Genomic DNA, 19144 nt, shown 5'->3' with positions numbered 1-19144 from the left:
ATCTAAAAGGTTCTGGAAACCTGTTAGGAAATCAAGATTATCTATTTAGTCACCTTATATATTGCGTTTGCTGTAATCATTTCCCAATTATCGGTTCTGAATGGCGATGCGGGAAATTTTTCTTTGTTGAAAAGATTGATTTCGGTATCATCATCTGCCCAACCGTAATGAACGGCTACGGGATTTTTTACGTTTTCGCTTGAAACGATGACTTTGTTGTTTTTTATTATCACTTTCGCGGAATGAAAAACTTTGTCGGTTCCGGCGATTTCGAATCCTTTTATGTTTTCTGAATTGTCAGAAGTTGATAATCCGCTTCCTAGATTGTCGAAAGTAAGGATTATTTCGTTTCCTTTTATTTCCTGAGACTTAAAAGTTGGTCCGCTGTAAACTTGCTTTTTGCCGTAAACATTATTCAAAGCAATTGCCGCCAAACGCAAACCAACGTCTTGCTTATTTGTAGGGTGAATGTCTTTTGCGTTACCAATATCTGTGGTTACAACCATTCCGGTGTTTTTTAATTTTAGGGTTTCGGCTTGTGCTTCGCGAAGTTCTGCCCAACGACTTCCGACTTTACTATTGCCTTTGAATTCATCAAAAGTGGATAATTGTACAAAATAGAAAGGGAAATCACCCTGATTCCATTTTGTGCGCCAATCGTTGATCATTAACGGAAATGATTTTTTGTATTGCTTTGCTCGCCAAACATTGGCTTCGCCCTGATACCATAAAACGCCCTGAAAAGCATACGGAATTAACGGATTTACCATCGCATTGTATAATAATGACGGATAACTGTTTGGTGAAACTGCGATTTTTACATCCACAACATTGAATTTCCAAAGTCCTTCAAGCGAGATATTAGTGTCTTTGAACTGAATTTTAAGATCGGCAGGATCGCCGTAGATTCCGCCGCCGCCAGAATAATCTGCGATTCTTACGGCAATTATGTTTTTACCTTCTTTTAAAGTTCCTGCCGGAATTTTATAAATTCTTAATGCTTCCCAGATTTTATTCGTCCCTACTTCAACACCGTTTACATAAGTAATATCTTCATCGTCGACTTTTGATAAATGTAAAATGGCTTCGGATTTGGCTTGTTCAGCGGATAAAATGATTGTTTTTCGCATCCAAACTACACCATCGACATTGCCTATTTGCTGGTTTTCCCATAACGATGGTACTTTTATTTCCGGCCAATTTTTATCATCGAAACTGAATTCTTTGAATTGATTTTCATTTTCCATGGAAACATCAAAACCCTGAACTTTTTTCACATTATCAAGAACCGATTTTTTATACACTTCAAAAACGGCATCCATATCTACTTGCGGAACATCGGCAATCATGGCTTGGAAATCATTACTTTTTTCGAAAGCTTCGTGACTTGTCCAGGTTTCGACATTCGTACCGCCCCAGGAAGTATTTATGATTCCGATTGGGATTTTTAGTTCTGCATATAATTTCTTGGCGAAGAAAAATCCTGCGGCTGTAAAATCACGGATATTGTCTTTGTTAGCGACCAGCCATTTTCCGGCTTTTAAATCTTCTTTTGGTGTTCCGCTTAAATCCTGAGCAACGCCAAAATGCCGAATCATAGGATAATTGGAATCTGCCATTTCTTTATCAGCGTTCATGGTTTTGTACATCTGAAATTCCATGTTAGATTGTCCGCTGCAAATCCAGACTTCACCGACTAAAACATCTTTGATTACGATTTTATTTTTTCCTGTAATGGATAACTCAAAAGGCCCACCCGCTTTTTCAGCAGAAAGTTTAATTATCCATTTACCGTTTTTATCGGCTTGGACAGTTTTGGTTTGTTTATTGAAATGCACTTCCACTTTTTCATTTGGTTCTGCCCAACCCCAAACCGGAATTTCTTTGTTGCGCTGCAAAACCATTCCGTCAGAAAATAATATAGGCATTCTAACATTGGCATTTACCAAGATATTGCACATTATAAAAAGAAAGATTATGCTTTTCTTCATTGTCTTTATTGTTTTAAATCATATAAGTGATATAAGATAATTTAAGTTTTACTCATAGGCTGAACTCATGTTTACTTATATCACTTATATGGTGAATTTCTATTTTATTGTAATCCTTCGATCATTGCATTCATTGCCTGAGTGTCCGAAACAGTATTATTAGATCGATTAATTATTCCGAAACTATTGTCGCCAAGACTTCCTTCATCCCAATAAAAAGGTAATAATCCATTTGCTTTGGCTGTTTTTACCACCGTTTTTAAATAATAAGCTCTTGAAGCCAAATGCAAAGTCAAAGCGTCCCCAGTTAAGGTTGTTCGACGAATGGCGCCAAATTCTCCTAACAAAACAGGAATACCTTTATCGACAAATTGGGTTTTCATTAATTTGAAATATTTCTCTAAATCTGCTTCTTCGCCCCAGCTTGCATTTCGATCTGTATCTGTTGCTGAGTGATAACCTGTTCCCCAATAATAGAACATTTTTCCCCAGGATTCATCTTTAGTTAATCCCGCAAAATTCCATGGTGTATAATAATGAACTTCGACCATCATGCGATTTGCTTGTGAATCAGTTGGCAAAGTCAGCATTAGTTTATTTGTTTTTTCGATATCTGTTGTTGGTCCCTGAACTACCAAAGTTCTGTATGCGTTTTTTCCTCCTGTTGAACGAACAGCATCAATAAAGGTTTGATGGTACGAAGTTAAAACGGCCATTTGTGCCGCATCTTCAACCGCTGGTTCATTTGCACTTGCAAAAAGTAAATGCTCGTCGAATCCGCGTAAATGTGTTGCGATTTGTTCCCAGAATGCTTTTTGTTTGGCGTTGTTTTCTTCTTTTTTAGCTTCGGTAATATTGTTTTCTAACCATCCACCATCCCAGTGAATGTTTACTACAACATACATATTATTATCAACGCAATATTGTACCACTTCTTTCACTCGGTCTAACCATTCGGTTCTGATTTGAGCTGTTGCTGTATTGGCCAGATATTGATTCCAAGAACATGGAATTCTAACGGCATTGAAACCACTTGCTTTAACTGCATCGATTAATGCTTTGGTTACTTTTGGATTTCCCCAAGCAGTTTCTCCGTTTGTCGCTTCTAAAGTGTTGCCAATATTCCAGCCTAATTTTATTTTTGCTGCCAATTGAACTGCGGTACTGCTCATTGCTGAAGCATCAGCCGCAAGAGGGTTTGTATTGTAACTTGGGTATAAACCTGTATTAACAGTTCCTCCTGCCTGTGAAATTGAAATTTGAACTGACGGCGCTTCAGATGAACTTAAAGTTAGAGTTGCTGTTCTTGCTTCGGCAGTTGTATTTTCTAAAGCCGTTATTTTAACGATAACCGTTCCTGTAACTCCTGATGTCTGGCTTAATTGTATCCAGTTGGTATTAGAACTGGCAATTGTCCATGTCTGTACATTCGTATTGATTTTTACAATCGCATCGTTTCCTTTGCCTAAAAAATCAATTTTATTGGTATCTGCTGTTAGTGTTTTTTCTGCTGGTGTTGGATTGGTTATGTCTTTATCTGAACTACATGCCCAGATCGTAAGAAAAGACAAACATAAAATGGCACTAAACAGGTAACTCTTAATTGTGTTTTTCATTTGGTTTGGTTTTGATAGTTAGTTCTAAGTTTTATTCACGCGACTTCATTTTTATTTATTAAAATAATGCTCTTTAATAAAAATCAAAGAGCATTAATGTTTCAAAGTATTATTTAATTGTTATAACAACTTCTTTCTTGATATCTCTTGAAGAGTTTCCTAATTTCAAAGTGTATTTTCCTGGTTCAACAGTCCATTTTTTAGTGGCAACATCGTAATAAGCCAATTCTTTTACGGGAACTTTTATGGCTACGGTGTTTGAACTTCCTGATTTTACCAATACTTTTTGGAAACCTTTTAATTCTTGTGCAGCACGTGTAATTTTCGAATCAGATTTTGAAGTATACAATTGCACTACTTCTTTACCGTCTACTTTTCCTGTGTTTTTTACGGCTACAGAAACAGTGATTGTTTCATTTTCTGCATAAGAAGTTTTGTCTGTTTTTGCATTATCGAAAGCAAAAGTGGTGTACGACAATCCAAATCCAAAAGGATATAATGGCGCGATGTTTTTAGTATCAAACCAACGGTATCCTACCAAAATTCCTTCCGCATAACTTACTGTTTTTCCTCCGGGGAAACTGTTTGTAGCATGCGCAGGAGAATCCATAATTTGTTTCGGCATTGTCCATGGTAATTTTCCTGACGGGTTTACTTTTCCTAAAATTACATCGGCTAAAGCGTTTCCTCCTTCAGAACCATTGAACCAACTCCACACCAGAGCTGAAGTTTTTTTGCTGACAGCATCAATATCAAAAGGCGCTCCGGCAACCATAACTACAATAGTTCTTGGGTTAACGGCCAATACTTTCTGTATTAATTCTTCTTGTCCGAATGGTAATTTTAAAGTTCTACGATCTGAAGCTTCTGTTTCGTAATCACGATTTGAACCTGCAAAAATAATTGCAACATCTGATTTTTTAGCTGTTTCTATGGCTTCTTGTAATTTAGCAGGATCTAAGTGATCAATTGTTACAGGACCATTTGAAGTAATATTTCCTAAATTTCCTTTGTTTTTTTCATCATAACGCTCTAAATATCCTTCGGCATAATTGATTGTAATTGAAGATGGCAATCTATTTTTTAAACCTTCAAGCGGTGTAACTTCTCTTTTGGTTTTTACTCCTGCACCAAATCCGCCCAGAGCGTTTTTCTTTGTTGCATTGTTTCCAATTACGGCAATAGATTTTACTCCATCTAGTTTTAATGGCAATGCGTTATTCTCATTTTTCAGTAAAACGATATCTTCTGCAGCGATTTTATAAGCATCCTGATAATGTGCTTCGGTTGCGATGCTACCTTTTGCACGGTCTTTTCCGCCCATTGCTTTTACCTGAAATAAAGTGCGCAGGATTCTTTTTACGTGAATGTCAATTTCTGCTTCTGAAATCTCTTTGTTTTTTGCGGCAGCGATTAATTTATCGGCAAGAAAAAATTCATTGAAAGGTTTTGGAGTTCCCATTTCAATATCTAATCCGCTTTTTAAAGATTTTACTGTAGAGTGAACCGCAGCCCAATCTGAAACTACAACGCCTTTAAATCCCCATTCGTCACGAAGGATTTTGTTCAGCATATAATCGTTTTCACATAAATATTCTCCTCTAAATTTGTTGTAAGCGCCCATTACACTATACGCATGAGCCTCTTTTATAGAAGCTTCGAATGCCGGAAGGTAAATTTCACGAAGCGTACGCTCGTCAATTTGTACGTCGACAAAATCACGATTGGTTTCCTGATTGTTTGCGGCAAAGTGTTTTACGCAAGCCATAACATCATTATCCTGTAAACCAACGATCAAAGGCACTGCAATTTTTTTGTTCAAAAACGGATCTTCAGACATATATTCGTAAGTTCTTCCTCCAAGCGGTGTTCTTACGATATTAATCGCCGGCGAAAGTAACATGTCTTTGTCTCTTGCACGCATTTCCTGTCCAAGGCTGTTTCCGAAAGTATACGCCATTTCAGCATTCCATGTTGCAGCTAGTCCTCCACCTGCCGGATAATACGTTGCAAAGTCATTTGTTAATCCTGCCGGAGCCCAGTTGTCACGAGAAATTTCTTCACGAACCCCTAAAGGTCCGTCGGCCATTTTAAGTTCGGGAATTCCCAAACGTTTTACACCGCCGGAAGTAAACATGCTGTTACCGTGCAGCATTCCGATTTTTTCCTCCAATGTCATTTGAGACACTAATTTATCTATTTCGGCATCGTGTTCTGATCCTATTTCTTTGCCTTTGTATTCTTTTGGTTCTCCTGAATCAGAACCTGATTCACTTTTTGCATCATTTTTACAAGAAGTAAATACTGCAAAAGCCAACGCCGCTGATAGGTATATGATTTTGTTTTTCATGCTTAGTACTTTTTTTTTAGTTTTTGATAGTTATTTTTTTGTTTAGAAGAATGGCATCTGAAGCACTTCCAACCTGAATTTCAATTACATTATTTTCTAATTCAAATTGTTGTTTTCCGGTATTCCAATATTCTAAATCTTTAGCTTTTAAAGTTAAAAAAACATTCTTAGTTTCTCCGGCTTTAAAGAAAACTCTCTGAAATGCTTTTAACTCTTTTTCAGGACGTTCTACTTTTGAATTTAATTGCTTTACGTATAGCTGAATTACTTCGTCTCCATCTTTATTTCCAGTATTAGTGATCGAAACAATTACTTTTACTTCACCATTTTTAGCAATAGTTTCTGAATTGGTTTCAATAGAATTGTATTTGAAAGTGGTATAACTCAATCCGTGACCGAAAGCATATAAAGGTTTTCCTTTGAAATACATATAGGTTCTGCCATTTCTGATATTATAATCTAATAATTCAGATAAATCTGTAATGGCTGCCACCCAAGTCTGTGTCAGTCGTCCGCCAGGATTATAATCTCCAAATAAAACATCGGCCAAAGCCGTTCCTGTTTCCTGACTGTTTTGCGTCATGTGCACAATTGCCGGAACGTGTTCTTGTGTCCAGTTTATCGCATACGGAAAACTGCTAATCAAGGCTACAACCGTTTTGGGATTCGCCTGATACACGAGTTTAATTAAATCTTCATGTTCTAATGTCAAGGATTGACGATCGACAGCTTCTTTGCCTTCACTCGGAACGGGACAATCTGCCCAACCTGCGTTACAAACCGGATGATTCCCAACAATCACAATGACAACATCTGCTTTTTTTGCTATTGAAACTGCTTTGCCATCAATATTGTTTTTAGCGTAAAGAATTTCAACATTGTTTCCCAGTTTATTTTTAATCCCCTGTAAAGGAGAAATGGTATAAGGTGGAGTTCCACTGTACCAATCCAACAATACTTCGTCTGCATGAAGTCCGATTACGGCAATGGTTTTTAATTTATCTTTTTGTAAAGGCAATAATTCTGAATCATTTTTAAGTAAAACGATTGATTTTTGGGTGGCTTCCAAAGCGATTTTTTTATGTGCTTCAGTTTTCCAGGGATCGATTGTATCTTTCTCTGTTCCAATTTTCGAATAAGGATTTTCATCTGAAACGTCTAACATTCCCAATTGAATCATTACGCGATAATCGCCACGAATAACGTCGTCAATATCTTTTTCTTTTAAATATCCATGCGAAAGTGCTCCGTAAATACCTTCTGTATAATCATCTAAAAATTGATTAATTCCCGCTTTTATGGCTGCCGCAGCGCCAAGATATTTGTCTGCGTAATATTTATGATCTGAAAGTAATAATTTGAATGCGCCTCCATCGGTACAAATGATTCCGTTTTGTCCCCATTCTTTTTGGGTAATATTTTTCAACATCGGATGTACCATTGCCGGGATTCCGTTTACTTTATTGTATGCCGCCATGTAAGCACGTGATCCTCCTTCGACAACGCCCATTTGAAAAGGCAACGCATAATATTCTCGCCAAAGTCTTTCATCAAAATCAGATGATGTATAGGTTCTGCCATCTTCGTTGCTGTTGGCCAAAAAGTGTTTCATTAATGAAGCCGTTTGCCAATATTTGGGATTATTTCCTTGTAATCCTTTTACAAAAGCAACGGTCATAGTTCCGTTAAAAAAAGCATCTTCTCCATAACTTTCTTCGGTACGTCCCCAACGCGGATCTCTTGCAATATCGGCATTTGGAGCACGAACGACTAAACCGCCGCGATGGTATTTTTGAAATGCATAACGGGTTTCGTAACCTTCAACATTCGCGACTTTTTGTAACAAATCAACATCCCAGGTTTCTCCCAAACCATAAGCCTGAGGAAAAGTGGTGGTGGTTACGGGTTGTTTGTTTTTTCCGCCCCATTCTCCCGGTCCGCCAAGTGCTAAACCGTGCAATCCTTCTACATGACCTGTACCTAAAACGCCTAATCTTTTTACCGACGGGTTCGTGCTTAATGCCTGAACTTTTTCATCAAGCGTCATCAACGATAACAAATTATCAATACGCTTTTCAGTATCTAATTTAGGATCCTGAAAAGGATATTGCTTTTGCTGTGAAGACACCAAATTGATAGCCAAAATAAAAACAATATGTAGTATGTCGTTTTTCATTTAAAAAAATTGTGGTTATTAAACCCTACGGGTTTTACATTTTTATAAATTATATTTTTTTGAAGCTAATCGTTGTGTTAAATATATACCTAACTGGTTTTAAAAACCTGTTAGGATATTTGAAACCTAATAAATTATATTTTTTTAAATCTAATCGTTACGTTAAATATATACCTAACAGGTTTTGGAAACCTGTTAGGATATTTAAATTCTAATCTTTACGTCAAGTAAACCCGACAGGTTTTGAAAACCTGTCGGGTTTGCCAATCTATATCTATAATTTTTTAAATCTAATTGCTGTTCCTCCTGCTCCGCCTAAATGCAATTTTAATGAATCTGATGCTTTTACTGTTTTCTTCGAAATTGCTATTGCTGATGGATTATGTGTTTCATCAGTTCCTTCGGCGTCAGCATAAATCTGAGCTTCATAAGTTGCGTTTGGATCTAAAAATGATAAAGAAACATTTACGTCTCTTGCATTTTCATTGGTAATTGTTCCTAAATACCAATCAGCACTGTGTCTGTCTTTACGGGCTGTTGTAATATATTCTCCAATTTTTCCCTCCAAAACTTTAGTATCTTCCCAATCTGTTGGAACATCTTTTAAGAATTGTAATGCTGGTTTTCCTTCATAATTTTCAGGAAGATCTGCCATCATCTGGATTGGCGCATAAATCGTTACATACAATGCCAATTGTTGTGCTGCGGTTCCGTGCACTCTTTTGCCTGGATATCCTTGTTTTACCTCAACATCAAAAATTCCCGGTGTATAATCCATTGGTCCTGAAAGCAATCTGGTGAACGGAAGAATTGTCAAATGATTTGGCGGATTTCCTTCGCTCCAAGCGTTGTATTCTTGTCCTCTTGCTGCTTCTCTCGAAACCATGTTTGGGAAAGTTCTTCGTTCTCCTGTATCTTTTATCGATTCATGGTACAATACGGCTAAATCATATTGCGCCGCTTTTTCTAATATATATCTGAAATAATTTACTCCAAATTGTCCAAAATGCATTTCTTTCATGTTCAGTTTTGAACCTACGTGTCCAATTTTAACCGAATGAATTCCCAGTTTTTTATATAAAGCAAAACCTGCATCAACTTCTTTTAAATAATTGATTAAGTTTGATCCTGTTTCGTGATAACCAATCAATTCTACCTCTTTTTTCTTTCCGTATTCTACTACTTTTTCTAAGTCGAAATTGTCTGCACTTTTTGTAAAACTGAACATGTGCATGTGGTTTTCATACCATTGTGGTGTCCAGCCTTTGTTCCAGCCTTCGATTAACAAATGATGAAATCCTTCTTTTGCTGTAAAATCAATATATTCTTCGGCGTGTTTCGTGGTTGCGCCTTGTTTGTCGCTTTCCCAAAAAGTATATTTCCCAATGTGCATTCCCCACCAAATTCCGAAGTATTTGTATGGTTTGAAATAACTTGTGATGTTTTTTAATTTATTTGGTTCATTCAGATTTAAAATCAAATAAGAAGTAATCAAATCTGATGGATTTTCTCCTATTTGAAGTGTTCTCCATGAAGATGTAAACGTATCTTTTACTCGAACTTTTACACCATCTGACCACGGCACCAAATCAGATTTAAGTTGCGTTCCGGTTGTGTTTACCAAAGTCATACTGGCAAAATCAACTAAATTTGCTTCGTGAAAACTCAATGCTAATCCGCTTTTGCTTTCGATCGTTAATGGTGTCAAAACCGTGTCCAGCTTACTTACCGCCGCATCGTTAAAAAGATATTCGTCACGGTTTTCTCTGTTTGCCGGAATCCACCATGCTTTTCCATCTTCTTTTAAGTTAAAAGTGGTTTTTTCATCCATAATGAAAATACTGTCTTTTACACTTTGTTTTGGATATACATATCTAAAAGCGATTCCGTCATCAAACGCACGAAACTGGATTTCAAGCTTACGTTTGTTTCCCGCTTTTTGCTGTAATTGAACAGAAAGCTGATTGTAGTGGTTTCTGATGTTCTTCTTTTCTCCCCAAACTTGTTCCCAGGTTTCATCGAAAGTCGAATTCTTTACACTTTTGATTTCGAAATCTGTGCTTAAGTTTTCATTTCCTTTTAGCAAAAATCCCATATCTGATGGTGTAATCACTTCGGTTTTCCCGTGTGAAACCGCATATTTTGGAGCGTTTTTTACTAACTCAAATTTGATTTTGTTTTGCCCGTTTGGCGAGGCCAATTCATAAGCATTTTTATTTTTCTGACTGTATCCAATCGAAACTGAAAGGATTAAAGCGGGAAGAATGAGGTAATTTTTCATGATATTTTTTTCTTAATTCATTTTTAATAAATCGGGTGTTGCTTGTGCTTTCACCCGATTTAGAAACTCAACAAAAACTTATTTTTATTCTGATTGGAAATATTTTTAACACATAGAAACATAGGATTTTGTAATCTTGTAATAGGCGTTTCACTTGCATTAACACATCCCGATAGCTATGGGGACTATGTGTGAAAAGCGTGCTTTTTTGTTTACTTATTTAAAGTTTGCAAAATCCTATGTTTCTATGTGTTTATTTTTTTTCACGCATATCTGGCAGATTTTTAATTCTCAATTTTTAATCTTTTTAATCTATGTCTATTTTTTGCCACGAATTGCACGAATTATTTTTTTTGCCACTAATTACACCGATTAAAATGATTTCTTTTTCTATGTGTTTCTTTTTTCACGCAGATCTGGCAGATTCAGCAGATTTTCATTTTTTTTATCCCGTAGGGATTTAATGTTGGTAGAAAAAAACAGAATACCCGTTTCAATGTCCCGTCAGGAATTATATATCTTATTTTGTGTATTCCCTAACGGGAAAAATGACTACAATGGTTGATGTTTCTACCGACATTAAATCCCTATGGGATAAAGCAACTGATTTATTTTATCCACTCCGTTTTTAGAGTCGTTTTTCCTTTTAATGGATTTGAAGTTACGTCAAAATTGTTTCCGTTTTTGGTTACTTTAATTTCTTGTACCGCATCGCCGTCAGGTAAAAATACTTTGGCTGTTGCCGAAGTTGTTTTATCGCTTGCGTATACTTTCAAGGTTAATTTGCTCCAATCCATGTCTTTTGTAGATTGTGCCAAAGCGATGTGAGGCAATGCAGTTCCGTCTTTTACTAAAACTACAATTGGCACTTCTCCGGCTTTAATTTTATGCCAGCCTGATTGGTATACTTTTTTAGTTTGGTAATCAATCCAAGTTCCTTCAGGAAGATAAACGTCTCTTTCTGTCACTTCTTCAAAAAGTGGTGCAACTAATATACTTGATCCAAATAAATATTCATTGTCAACTAACCATGCGCCCGGATCATTTGGATATTCTACAAATAAAGCGCGCATCATTGGTAATCCTTTTTGTGAACTTTCTTTTGCCTGGGCGTAGATATATGGCATTAATTCGTAACGCATATTATCTGCTTTTCTAAATCCTTCAAGGAAATCTTTGCTGTACAACCAAGGTTCGCGCGGAGGTTCTCCGTGGCTTCTTACGTGTGAGGTAAACATCCCGAAAGGCGCCCATCTTCTGTATAAATTCTCCGGTGATTTTGTTGCAAATCCTCCAACGTCATGACTCCAGAAACTAAATCCGCTTAATCCTAATGAAAGTCCGCCACGCAATTCTGCCGACATTGCTCCGTTTGTAGTTTCAGCATCTCCACCCCAATGCAATGGGTAACGCTGAGATCCTGCCCAAGTACTTCTTGCCCAGATTAAAGTATAACCTTTTTCTTTTTGGGTAATTTCGGCTACAGCCTTGTTGTATCTTAATGGATATAAATTGTGTTCGTAGAAACCGGTTCTTCCTGAATGGTAAATTCCGTCTGGCGGTGCTGCTTCTCCAAAATCAACTTTGAAAACTGAAACGCCCTGATCGAATAAATGTTTCAATTTTGCCTGATACCAGGTTACAGTTTCAGGGTTTGAGAAATCAAGAACAGCATCTTCGTAAGGAAGATTTCCTTTGCGATCTCTTACCGCTAAGTTTTTATCCATGATTTCGTTGAACAAGGTATTCTTTGGTGAGAAATACGGCAATTGCCATAAACATACATGAAAACCATCGTCTTTAAGATCTGACATCATTTTTTGAGCATCCGGAAAACGGTCTTTAGAAAACTCATAATTGTTTCTCCAGTCTACATCAAACCAACCGGTATCAAAGTGAATTACATCTGTTGGGATTTTGTATTTACGCAAATCTTTTGCTACTTGTCTTCCTTCTTTTTCAGAAAAATAAGTGATTCGGCTCATCCAGAAACCAAACGACCAAAGTGGTGGCATTGCTGCTTTTCCGGTCAAATCTGTGTATTGGTCTAAAACGTCTTTTGGTTCTCCGATGAAGAAAAATAAATCGGCTTCATCATCACCAATATACATTTCGTTGGCACTTGCGTAATATTTTCCAAAGTCAACCGTAATGGGTGTTGAATGGTGCATGAAAACTCCGTAACCACGACTACTCATATAAAACGGAACAGGTTTGTACATCGTTTCGTTCTGGATTCCGTTTGCATCATCTGTCCATAAAACTACTTTTTGTCCGCGTTTATTGAATTGTGTGAAAGATTCTCCGCAACCAAATATTTTTTCGTCCGGTTCTAGGCTGAAAGCAGCTCCCATACTTCTTGAATAGTCGCTGTTTCTGCGCACATACGAAAACGGAAGTGTTGGCGTATACGTATTTTGAAGATCTGAATCATGAAGTGTACTGGTCAATAATTTTCCTGTTTCGTCGTAAATCTTTACGTGCCATGGTTTTGTTAAAATTTCAACTGAACCATGTTTACTGGTGTATTTATGTCCGCCTTCGATTTTAGAATATTTCCATAATTCAGGATGATTTGGTGCAACACCATTTATCAACATCAAAGACTCTTTTTCAGGATGAAATTGCGGTCCTGAAGTGGTTTTGATTCTGATGGTTCTATCTGATACAAACTGAATCTGGAACGGCAATTCTGGTGAAGCCTGATATTCTGTCGTTGGAAATTCGTTTGCAGGAACTACCTCCGGTTTCATCATCATGTTGTTGAAAGCCTGACGCGTTTTGTAATTGTATCTCAGATATTTAATTGTTCCTTTTCCTGTTGCAGGATCAAAAGCAGTCAGTTCATCGGCAAAATAAAAGGTATTCATATAATTCTGAAAATCCTTGCTGATATCTATAGGAGCATTCAACACATCTGCGTTCTGAATTTGTGCAGACGCTTTTGGCGTTACCAAAAATCCAAACATGAAGATCGAAAACAATGCTTTTAGTTGTGCGTTTCTCATTGGTTTAATTTATTCTAAATGTTAATTCTCCTAACAGGTTTCCAAAACCTGTTAGGTATTTTATTTAATACTTTAATAAAAATCTATCCATACCTAACAGGTTTTGGAAACCTGTTAGGAGGGTAACTTATTATTCTGCTGTAATTACAATCGTTGCGGGTTTTAATCCATTTGCCTGAGCGGTTAATTCCAGTCTTCCTGTTTTTGTATCAGACTGGACAATGACTAAACATTTTCCGTTAAGAGCGGTATGTTTTGAACCTTTGTACGATTCATGACTTACCGGATCTCCGCTGCAAACCCCTACGATTTTTCCGTTTCCTTTTAACGAGAAATGGATTTCATTATTTGCATTTGGAGCCAAAGTTCCTTTTGCATCCAGAATATCAATTGTTACAAATGACAAATCATTTCCATCGGCTTTGATGTTGCTTCTATCTGCTGTCAGTTTTAAATTTTCAGGATTTCCGGCTGTTTTGATTTCGGTTTCTAAAACTGTTTTTCCGTTTTTACGAGAAATTGCTTTTAGCGTTCCGGGCTGGAAAGGAATTCTCCACATTACATGCAAATCGTCTCCTTTTTTACTTCGAATCCCAACTGATTTTCCGTTAAGGAACAATTCAACCTCATCGGCTTTATTGTAATATGCCCAAACATCTACAGTTTGTCCTGCTTTCCAGTTCCAATGTGGAAAAATGTGCAGCACAGTTTTATCTGTCCACTCGCTTTGGTACATATAATAAACATCTTTTGGGAAACCGGCTAAATCTACAATTCCGAAATAGGAACTGATTGATGGCCATTCGTACGGAGTTGGTTCTCCAATATAATCGAAACCTGTCCAAATGTACATTCCCGAAAGAAATTCGTATTTTTTAATTACTTTCCAGGTGGCTTCATGTGTCGAACCCCAAGGCGTTTGTACCTGATCGTAAGCCGAAACGGTGTTACCTGGATTTCCCTCTGTAAATTTAAGATCCCATCGTACCGGCCATTTTTTAATACTATCCGAAACGGTATCATAATAACCGCGGGTTTGTAAACCCGAAGTTGTTTCGGTTGCGATGAAAGGAACTCCCGGGAAATTCTTTTGATGATACTTATAGGTTTGATGCGCATAATTATAACCGATAATATCTAAAACACCGGATTTTGCTATGGCATTAAACTGGACATTCTTTTTTTCGAACTGTAACGTTACTTCGTCAATATTCATGTTCACTGGCGGATTCATCGCTGCGGTCAACGGACGTGTTTTATCGTACTGACGTGTAATGGCGGCTAATTCTTTTGCGATTGTAACACCGGTTTCATTCCATTGTTCCGGAATTTCATTTCCTATACTCCAGATAAAAATACTTGGATGGTTACGGTCGCGAAGCAATTGATCGATTAAATCTTTCTTATGCCATTTGTCCCAGTCGTTTCCATAATCATATTTGGTTTTGGTTTGTTTCCACATGTCAAAAGCCTCATCCATGACAATGAAACCCATTTTATCACATAAATCCAAAAGTTCCGGAGCCGGAGGATTATGAGAAGTCCTGATTCCGTTTACGCCCATTTCTTTCAAAATTTCCAACTGACGTTCGATGGCTCTTGTATTAATTGCGGAACCTAACGGACCTAAATCATGATGCATACAAACACCTTTGATTTTAACTTGTTTTCCGTTAAGAATAAAACCTTTATCTACATCAAACTTAAAATCTCTGATTCCTAAGTTGGTTTTGTACTGATCTACAATTTTATTATCTACTGAAATTTCTGTTACAACTGTATACAATTCCGGTTTTTCAACTGACCATAAAATTGGATTTCCAACTTCAGTTTCTTGCTTGATGGTTTGATTGGTATTCGCACCAATCGTTATATTTTGAGTAACCGATGTTACTTTTGTATCTTCTTTAAAAATAGTAGTGGTTACTGTTGCCTTTTTTGAAGCTGGGTTTTGATTCTGAATAGTAGTTTCAAAACTAACCGAAGCTTTTTCAGCCGTAACTTTTGGTGTTGTCACATAAGTTCCCCATTGTGCAACGTGCAATTTATCTGTGGTTTCGATCCAGACATTTCTAAAAATTCCGGAACCTGAATACCAACGTGAATTGGGTTGTTTTGAATTGTCAACCTTTACAATAATTTCATTGTTTTTGTCTCCGTAATTTAAGTATTTGGAGATTTCATATTGAAAACCAATGTATCCGTTTGGACGTTTCCCTAAATAATGTCCGTTTACCCATACTTCGCTGTTTCTGTAAACGCCGTCGAAAGTAATCGAAGTTACTTTTGTGCTGTCTTCAGCGGCAACTTTAAATGTTTTTTTGTACCAGCCTAAACCTCCGTTAAGGGCTCCGCCTCCATATCCGGCAGGACTTTTTTTGTCAAATTTTCCTTCGATACTCCAATCATGAGGAACGTTTAATGTTCTCCATTTGGTTGAAGCTCCAATAGTATCTTTGTCGATTATGCTGTCATTAAGATGAAAACTCCAATCTGAATTAAAAGAAACTTTTCTGTTTGCAAAAGCATCCTCTTTTTTGCTGCAAGAGCCCAATAAGATAATTCCGATTAGCATTAATAATGGTAGTCCATTATTTAAATATTTTCTTTTATTCTTCATTTTGAAAGGATTTTAATATTTAAAAACAAATATAAACATACCGATAGGTGACTTTGTAAATCCCCTACCGGTTGTTTTATACTTTAAATAATCAGGTTTCCGGTTTATGAAAACCCGTAATTATTTAAGGGATGATGTAATGGAAAACAAACCATTCATCTTTACCGGCATCATAAGATGTCCCTAACCAAATACCTTTTTGAAGATAATCTTTATTGTATGCTTTTACTACTTTGATAATATTCGCAGTTGGACTCATCCAGCTTTCTGAATTTTGAATCAATGTATCTGTTCCTAAATTAATTTCATTGGTTGCTGCATTTATGGTAAAAATTCCTGTAGTTACAACACCATTTTGGCTACGGGTATAATTTAATTTACCTCCCCACTGGTCAAAACGTACCCATGAATTACCGGCAACAGCTGTCCAACCAGCATTCCATCCCCAATCAGAAGAACTTCCAGCGTTAACTGTCCATCCTTTTCCTGCCGCAACCCAGTCAACAGGATTACCTGCTGCATCTAATTGCCAAACTCTTCCTGCTCCGGCTCCTCCGGTTAACATTGTCAACAATTCGCCAGAAGCAAAAGTTGGATTATAACCTTCGTCAAGAACAGGTTCTGTAATTGGAGGAACGTAGCTGTCTGCATAATCTTTAGCAACAAAATTCCAAATGTACCACCAAGGTCCTTCGCTATTGGTTCTCTTTACTGCAATTCTCAACTGATTATCAGTAAGTTTCAGTACTTTAATTTCATTGTTCCAGTTACTTGCATTTGCGATATAATTGTCTGGTCTTAGAATAGTTGCTCCTGTTGTTGTTAGGGTATGCGCATTAATATCCAAGAAGTAAGATCCGTTTTGAATCGTCGTTCCATCCTTTTCATTAACCGTCATAAAAGGTCCTCCCTCAAGGCTGAATGTCATGTATCTTCCCCAATGCATATCAGCATCTGTACTTGAATTAGCATTACCTTCAGGTTCCCAGTTTGGTGTAAAATTATTCCATTCTACCGGTTTTGTAGGATCATTAGGATCCGCAAAAGACATAGCACCCGGAGCTAAACCATATTTACCATTATCAGCTACCCATGATTTCTTTTTGCCAACTCCACCTGATAATGCTGTCCAAAGAGGATCATTAACATAATTTAAGTTGTCCTGACTTACAACAATTGTTACCGGATCTAACTCTACAAGACCACCGCCGGTTACAGCAGTAATTTTGATGGTATAACTTCCTTTAAAAGCATATTGTACAGTTTGCACAGCTTTACTCGACTTTCCTGTAACATAATCCCAGTTTAATACCACTCCCGGAGTTGTATTTTTCAGTATTACCGTGTTTCCTCCCGCATCTGTTACTAAATCCTGGGTAATCTCAAAATGTATATCCGATTTGCTCATCGGGCTGTCCAGAGAATAGGTTTCCGGTGAACAAGATGATACTAGCATTAATGCTACCATCAAAAATGATGTAATTAATAATTTAATATTTTTCATTTCTTTGCTTTTTAAGTTAAAATTACCAACCCGCATTTTGCTTCAATACTCCACCTGATAATGTGATCTGAGTATTCGGGATTTGCTGCAGTCCTTTTGTCGCCTGTATTTTAGCTGCTGAAATTGTTTTTGTTCCGGCAACTCCGCCACTTAGCAATGTTGTAGTTTCTGCAATAGCTGTAGAAGCTTTTCCGATACCCTGACGTAATAAATCCCAATATCTGACTCCTTCAAGAGCAAATTCTAAATGTCTTTCGTTCATGATATTATCATAATTCACCGGTAAAGAGGTAAAGTTGTCTTTATACGCTCTTCTTCTAACGTTGTCGAAATAAGTTTGCGCGCTTCCGCTTCCTAATTCTGCCGCCATTAGCAAAACATCTGAATATCTCAAGACAACATAATCCTGAAATTGACCAATATCCCAATACTGGCTACCCATAACAAGAGGAAGATCTTTTCCGTCTTTATCCACCATTGGTGAATATTTCTTATTATAATAACCTGTATATTCTCTCTGGCTGTTTATTTTATCAAATTTTATTTTTTCCTGATCGATTCCAATTACAGTTGCTACGCGTCTTGTGTCTCCGGCAGTATAAGCATTCCATAATTTCGAATTTACCGTAACTCCCCATCCGCGTCCGTAAGGATAAGACGAGAATTCTCTCATACCAAACATTACTAACCAATGGTTACCATCTGTGTTTCCGTTATAATCACTTGTGTAAGTATATTTTATAGAAAACACAATTTCTTTATTGCTTTCTCCGGCATATTTATCAACTGATGCTGCTGGCCATAAAGTAGAGAAATCATCTACTAAACCATGTCCGCTAGAAGCAATAACATCTTCTAAATGTCCTAAAGCCTGTGTTTTGGTAACTATACCTGCTAAATCTGTTTTGCCGTAATACCCTGTATAATACAAATAAACACGTCCTAATAAAGATTTAGCAGCCCATTTTGTAATACGTCCGCTAGTTGTTGCGGCATATCCTCCACCTGGTAAATTATTTGAAGCAAATACTAAATCTTCTGCAATTACTTTATAAATTTCCTCTGGAGCTGCTTGTGGGATATTTTCAGTAGAAGGTGCCGTTAACAATGGTACGCTTCCCCATAAACGCGCCATTTCAAAATAAAGGTAAGCTCTGATGAATTTAGTTTCTGACTCGTATGTATTCTTTAAAGTAGTGTTCTCTTTCCAGTCAATCTGATCGATTTTAGACAAAAAGATATTACAACGATAAATGGCTTTGTAATAGGCAATCCAGTTGTTATTAAGCAAATCAACATCTGAAGGAGAACGGCTAATATCAAACTCGTCGATGGCGGCATAACTGTATCCGTCAGAGTTACCCGTTCCTCCAAAACAATCATCAGACATTACTTCACTTATTACAGGAACTCCCAAGCCACTGGCTCCGGTTGCCACCTGTAGACCATCATAACATCCTACTAATGCTGCATAAGCATCATCTGTTGTTTTATAAAAATTCGTATCTGTTTGTTGTACCAATGGTTCTGTTTCTAAACTACAAGAACCCAGCGACAATAAACTCAAACAGAAAATATATAGATATGTATTTTTCATC

Annotated in this window: 9 protein-coding genes; all 9 read right to left on the bottom strand. The window is 37.0% G+C overall.

Annotation, left to right across the window (positions count from 1 at the left end):
- Positions 1 to 41: 41 nt before the first annotated feature.
- On the bottom strand, positions 42 to 1991 hold the full coding sequence (locus ACQKCJ_RS01800) for a sialate O-acetylesterase (protein ID WP_271334090.1): 1950 nt from the start codon (positions 1989 to 1991) through the stop codon (positions 42 to 44).
- Between the two features lie 104 nt (positions 1992 to 2095).
- Entirely contained in the window at positions 2096 to 3607 is a 1512-nt protein-coding gene (locus ACQKCJ_RS01795; protein WP_271334089.1) for a cellulase family glycosylhydrolase, read from the bottom strand.
- A 109-nt stretch (positions 3608 to 3716) separates the two neighbouring features.
- Complete coding sequence (locus ACQKCJ_RS01790) at positions 3717 to 5957, bottom strand: glycoside hydrolase family 3 C-terminal domain-containing protein (RefSeq protein WP_271334088.1); 2241 nt, start codon at positions 5955 to 5957, stop codon at positions 3717 to 3719.
- A 16-nt stretch (positions 5958 to 5973) separates the two neighbouring features.
- Positions 5974 to 8133 (bottom strand): glycoside hydrolase family 3 C-terminal domain-containing protein, encoded by a 2160-nt coding sequence (locus ACQKCJ_RS01785; RefSeq protein ID WP_271334087.1) that lies wholly within the window; start codon positions 8131 to 8133, stop codon positions 5974 to 5976.
- 274 nt (positions 8134 to 8407) lie between these two features.
- Entirely contained in the window at positions 8408 to 10414 is a 2007-nt protein-coding gene (locus ACQKCJ_RS01780) for a glycoside hydrolase family 97 protein (protein WP_271334086.1), read from the bottom strand.
- 608 nt (positions 10415 to 11022) lie between these two features.
- Entirely contained in the window at positions 11023 to 13422 is a 2400-nt protein-coding gene (locus tag ACQKCJ_RS01775; protein ID WP_271334085.1) for an alpha-xylosidase, read from the bottom strand.
- 130 nt (positions 13423 to 13552) lie between these two features.
- Entirely contained in the window at positions 13553 to 16042 is a 2490-nt protein-coding gene (locus ACQKCJ_RS01770; protein ID WP_271334084.1) for a glycoside hydrolase family 2 TIM barrel-domain containing protein, read from the bottom strand.
- Positions 16043 to 16166: 124 nt separating this feature from the next.
- On the bottom strand, positions 16167 to 17546 hold the full coding sequence (locus ACQKCJ_RS01765; RefSeq protein ID WP_427401224.1) for a hypothetical protein: 1380 nt from the start codon (positions 17544 to 17546) through the stop codon (positions 16167 to 16169).
- Between the two features lie 22 nt (positions 17547 to 17568).
- On the bottom strand, positions 17569 to 19143 hold the full coding sequence (locus ACQKCJ_RS01760; protein ID WP_271334082.1) for a RagB/SusD family nutrient uptake outer membrane protein: 1575 nt from the start codon (positions 19141 to 19143) through the stop codon (positions 17569 to 17571).
- Between the last annotated feature and the right edge of the window lies 1 nt (position 19144).

Origin of the sequence: Flavobacterium sp. NPDC079362 (genome assembly GCF_050267765.1) — a bacterium.
In the GTDB taxonomy this organism is placed as follows: domain Bacteria; phylum Bacteroidota; class Bacteroidia; order Flavobacteriales; family Flavobacteriaceae; genus Flavobacterium; species Flavobacterium azizsancarii.
Note: the sequence above shows the minus strand (reverse complement) of the source record. Positions and strands in the feature narration are given on the sequence as shown.

Excerpts from the sequence above, each read along its gene's own strand:
- ACQKCJ_RS01785 (WP_271334087.1), bottom strand. The coding sequence starts at position 8,133 with ATGAAAAACGACATACTACATATTGTTTTTATTTTGGCTATCAATTTG.
- ACQKCJ_RS01775 (WP_271334085.1), bottom strand. The coding sequence starts at position 13,422 with ATGAGAAACGCACAACTAAAAGCATTGTTTTCGATCTTCATGTTTGGA.
- ACQKCJ_RS01795 (WP_271334089.1), bottom strand. The coding sequence starts at position 3,607 with ATGAAAAACACAATTAAGAGTTACCTGTTTAGTGCCATTTTATGTTTG.
- ACQKCJ_RS01780 (WP_271334086.1), bottom strand. The coding sequence starts at position 10,414 with ATGAAAAATTACCTCATTCTTCCCGCTTTAATCCTTTCAGTTTCGATT.
- ACQKCJ_RS01790 (WP_271334088.1), bottom strand. The coding sequence starts at position 5,957 with ATGAAAAACAAAATCATATACCTATCAGCGGCGTTGGCTTTTGCAGTA.
- ACQKCJ_RS01760 (WP_271334082.1), bottom strand. The coding sequence starts at position 19,143 with ATGAAAAATACATATCTATATATTTTCTGTTTGAGTTTATTGTCGCTG.
- ACQKCJ_RS01770 (WP_271334084.1), bottom strand. The coding sequence starts at position 16,042 with ATGAAGAATAAAAGAAAATATTTAAATAATGGACTACCATTATTAATG.
- ACQKCJ_RS01765 (WP_427401224.1), bottom strand. The coding sequence starts at position 17,546 with ATGAAAAATATTAAATTATTAATTACATCATTTTTGATGGTAGCATTA.
- ACQKCJ_RS01800 (WP_271334090.1), bottom strand. The coding sequence starts at position 1,991 with ATGAAGAAAAGCATAATCTTTCTTTTTATAATGTGCAATATCTTGGTA.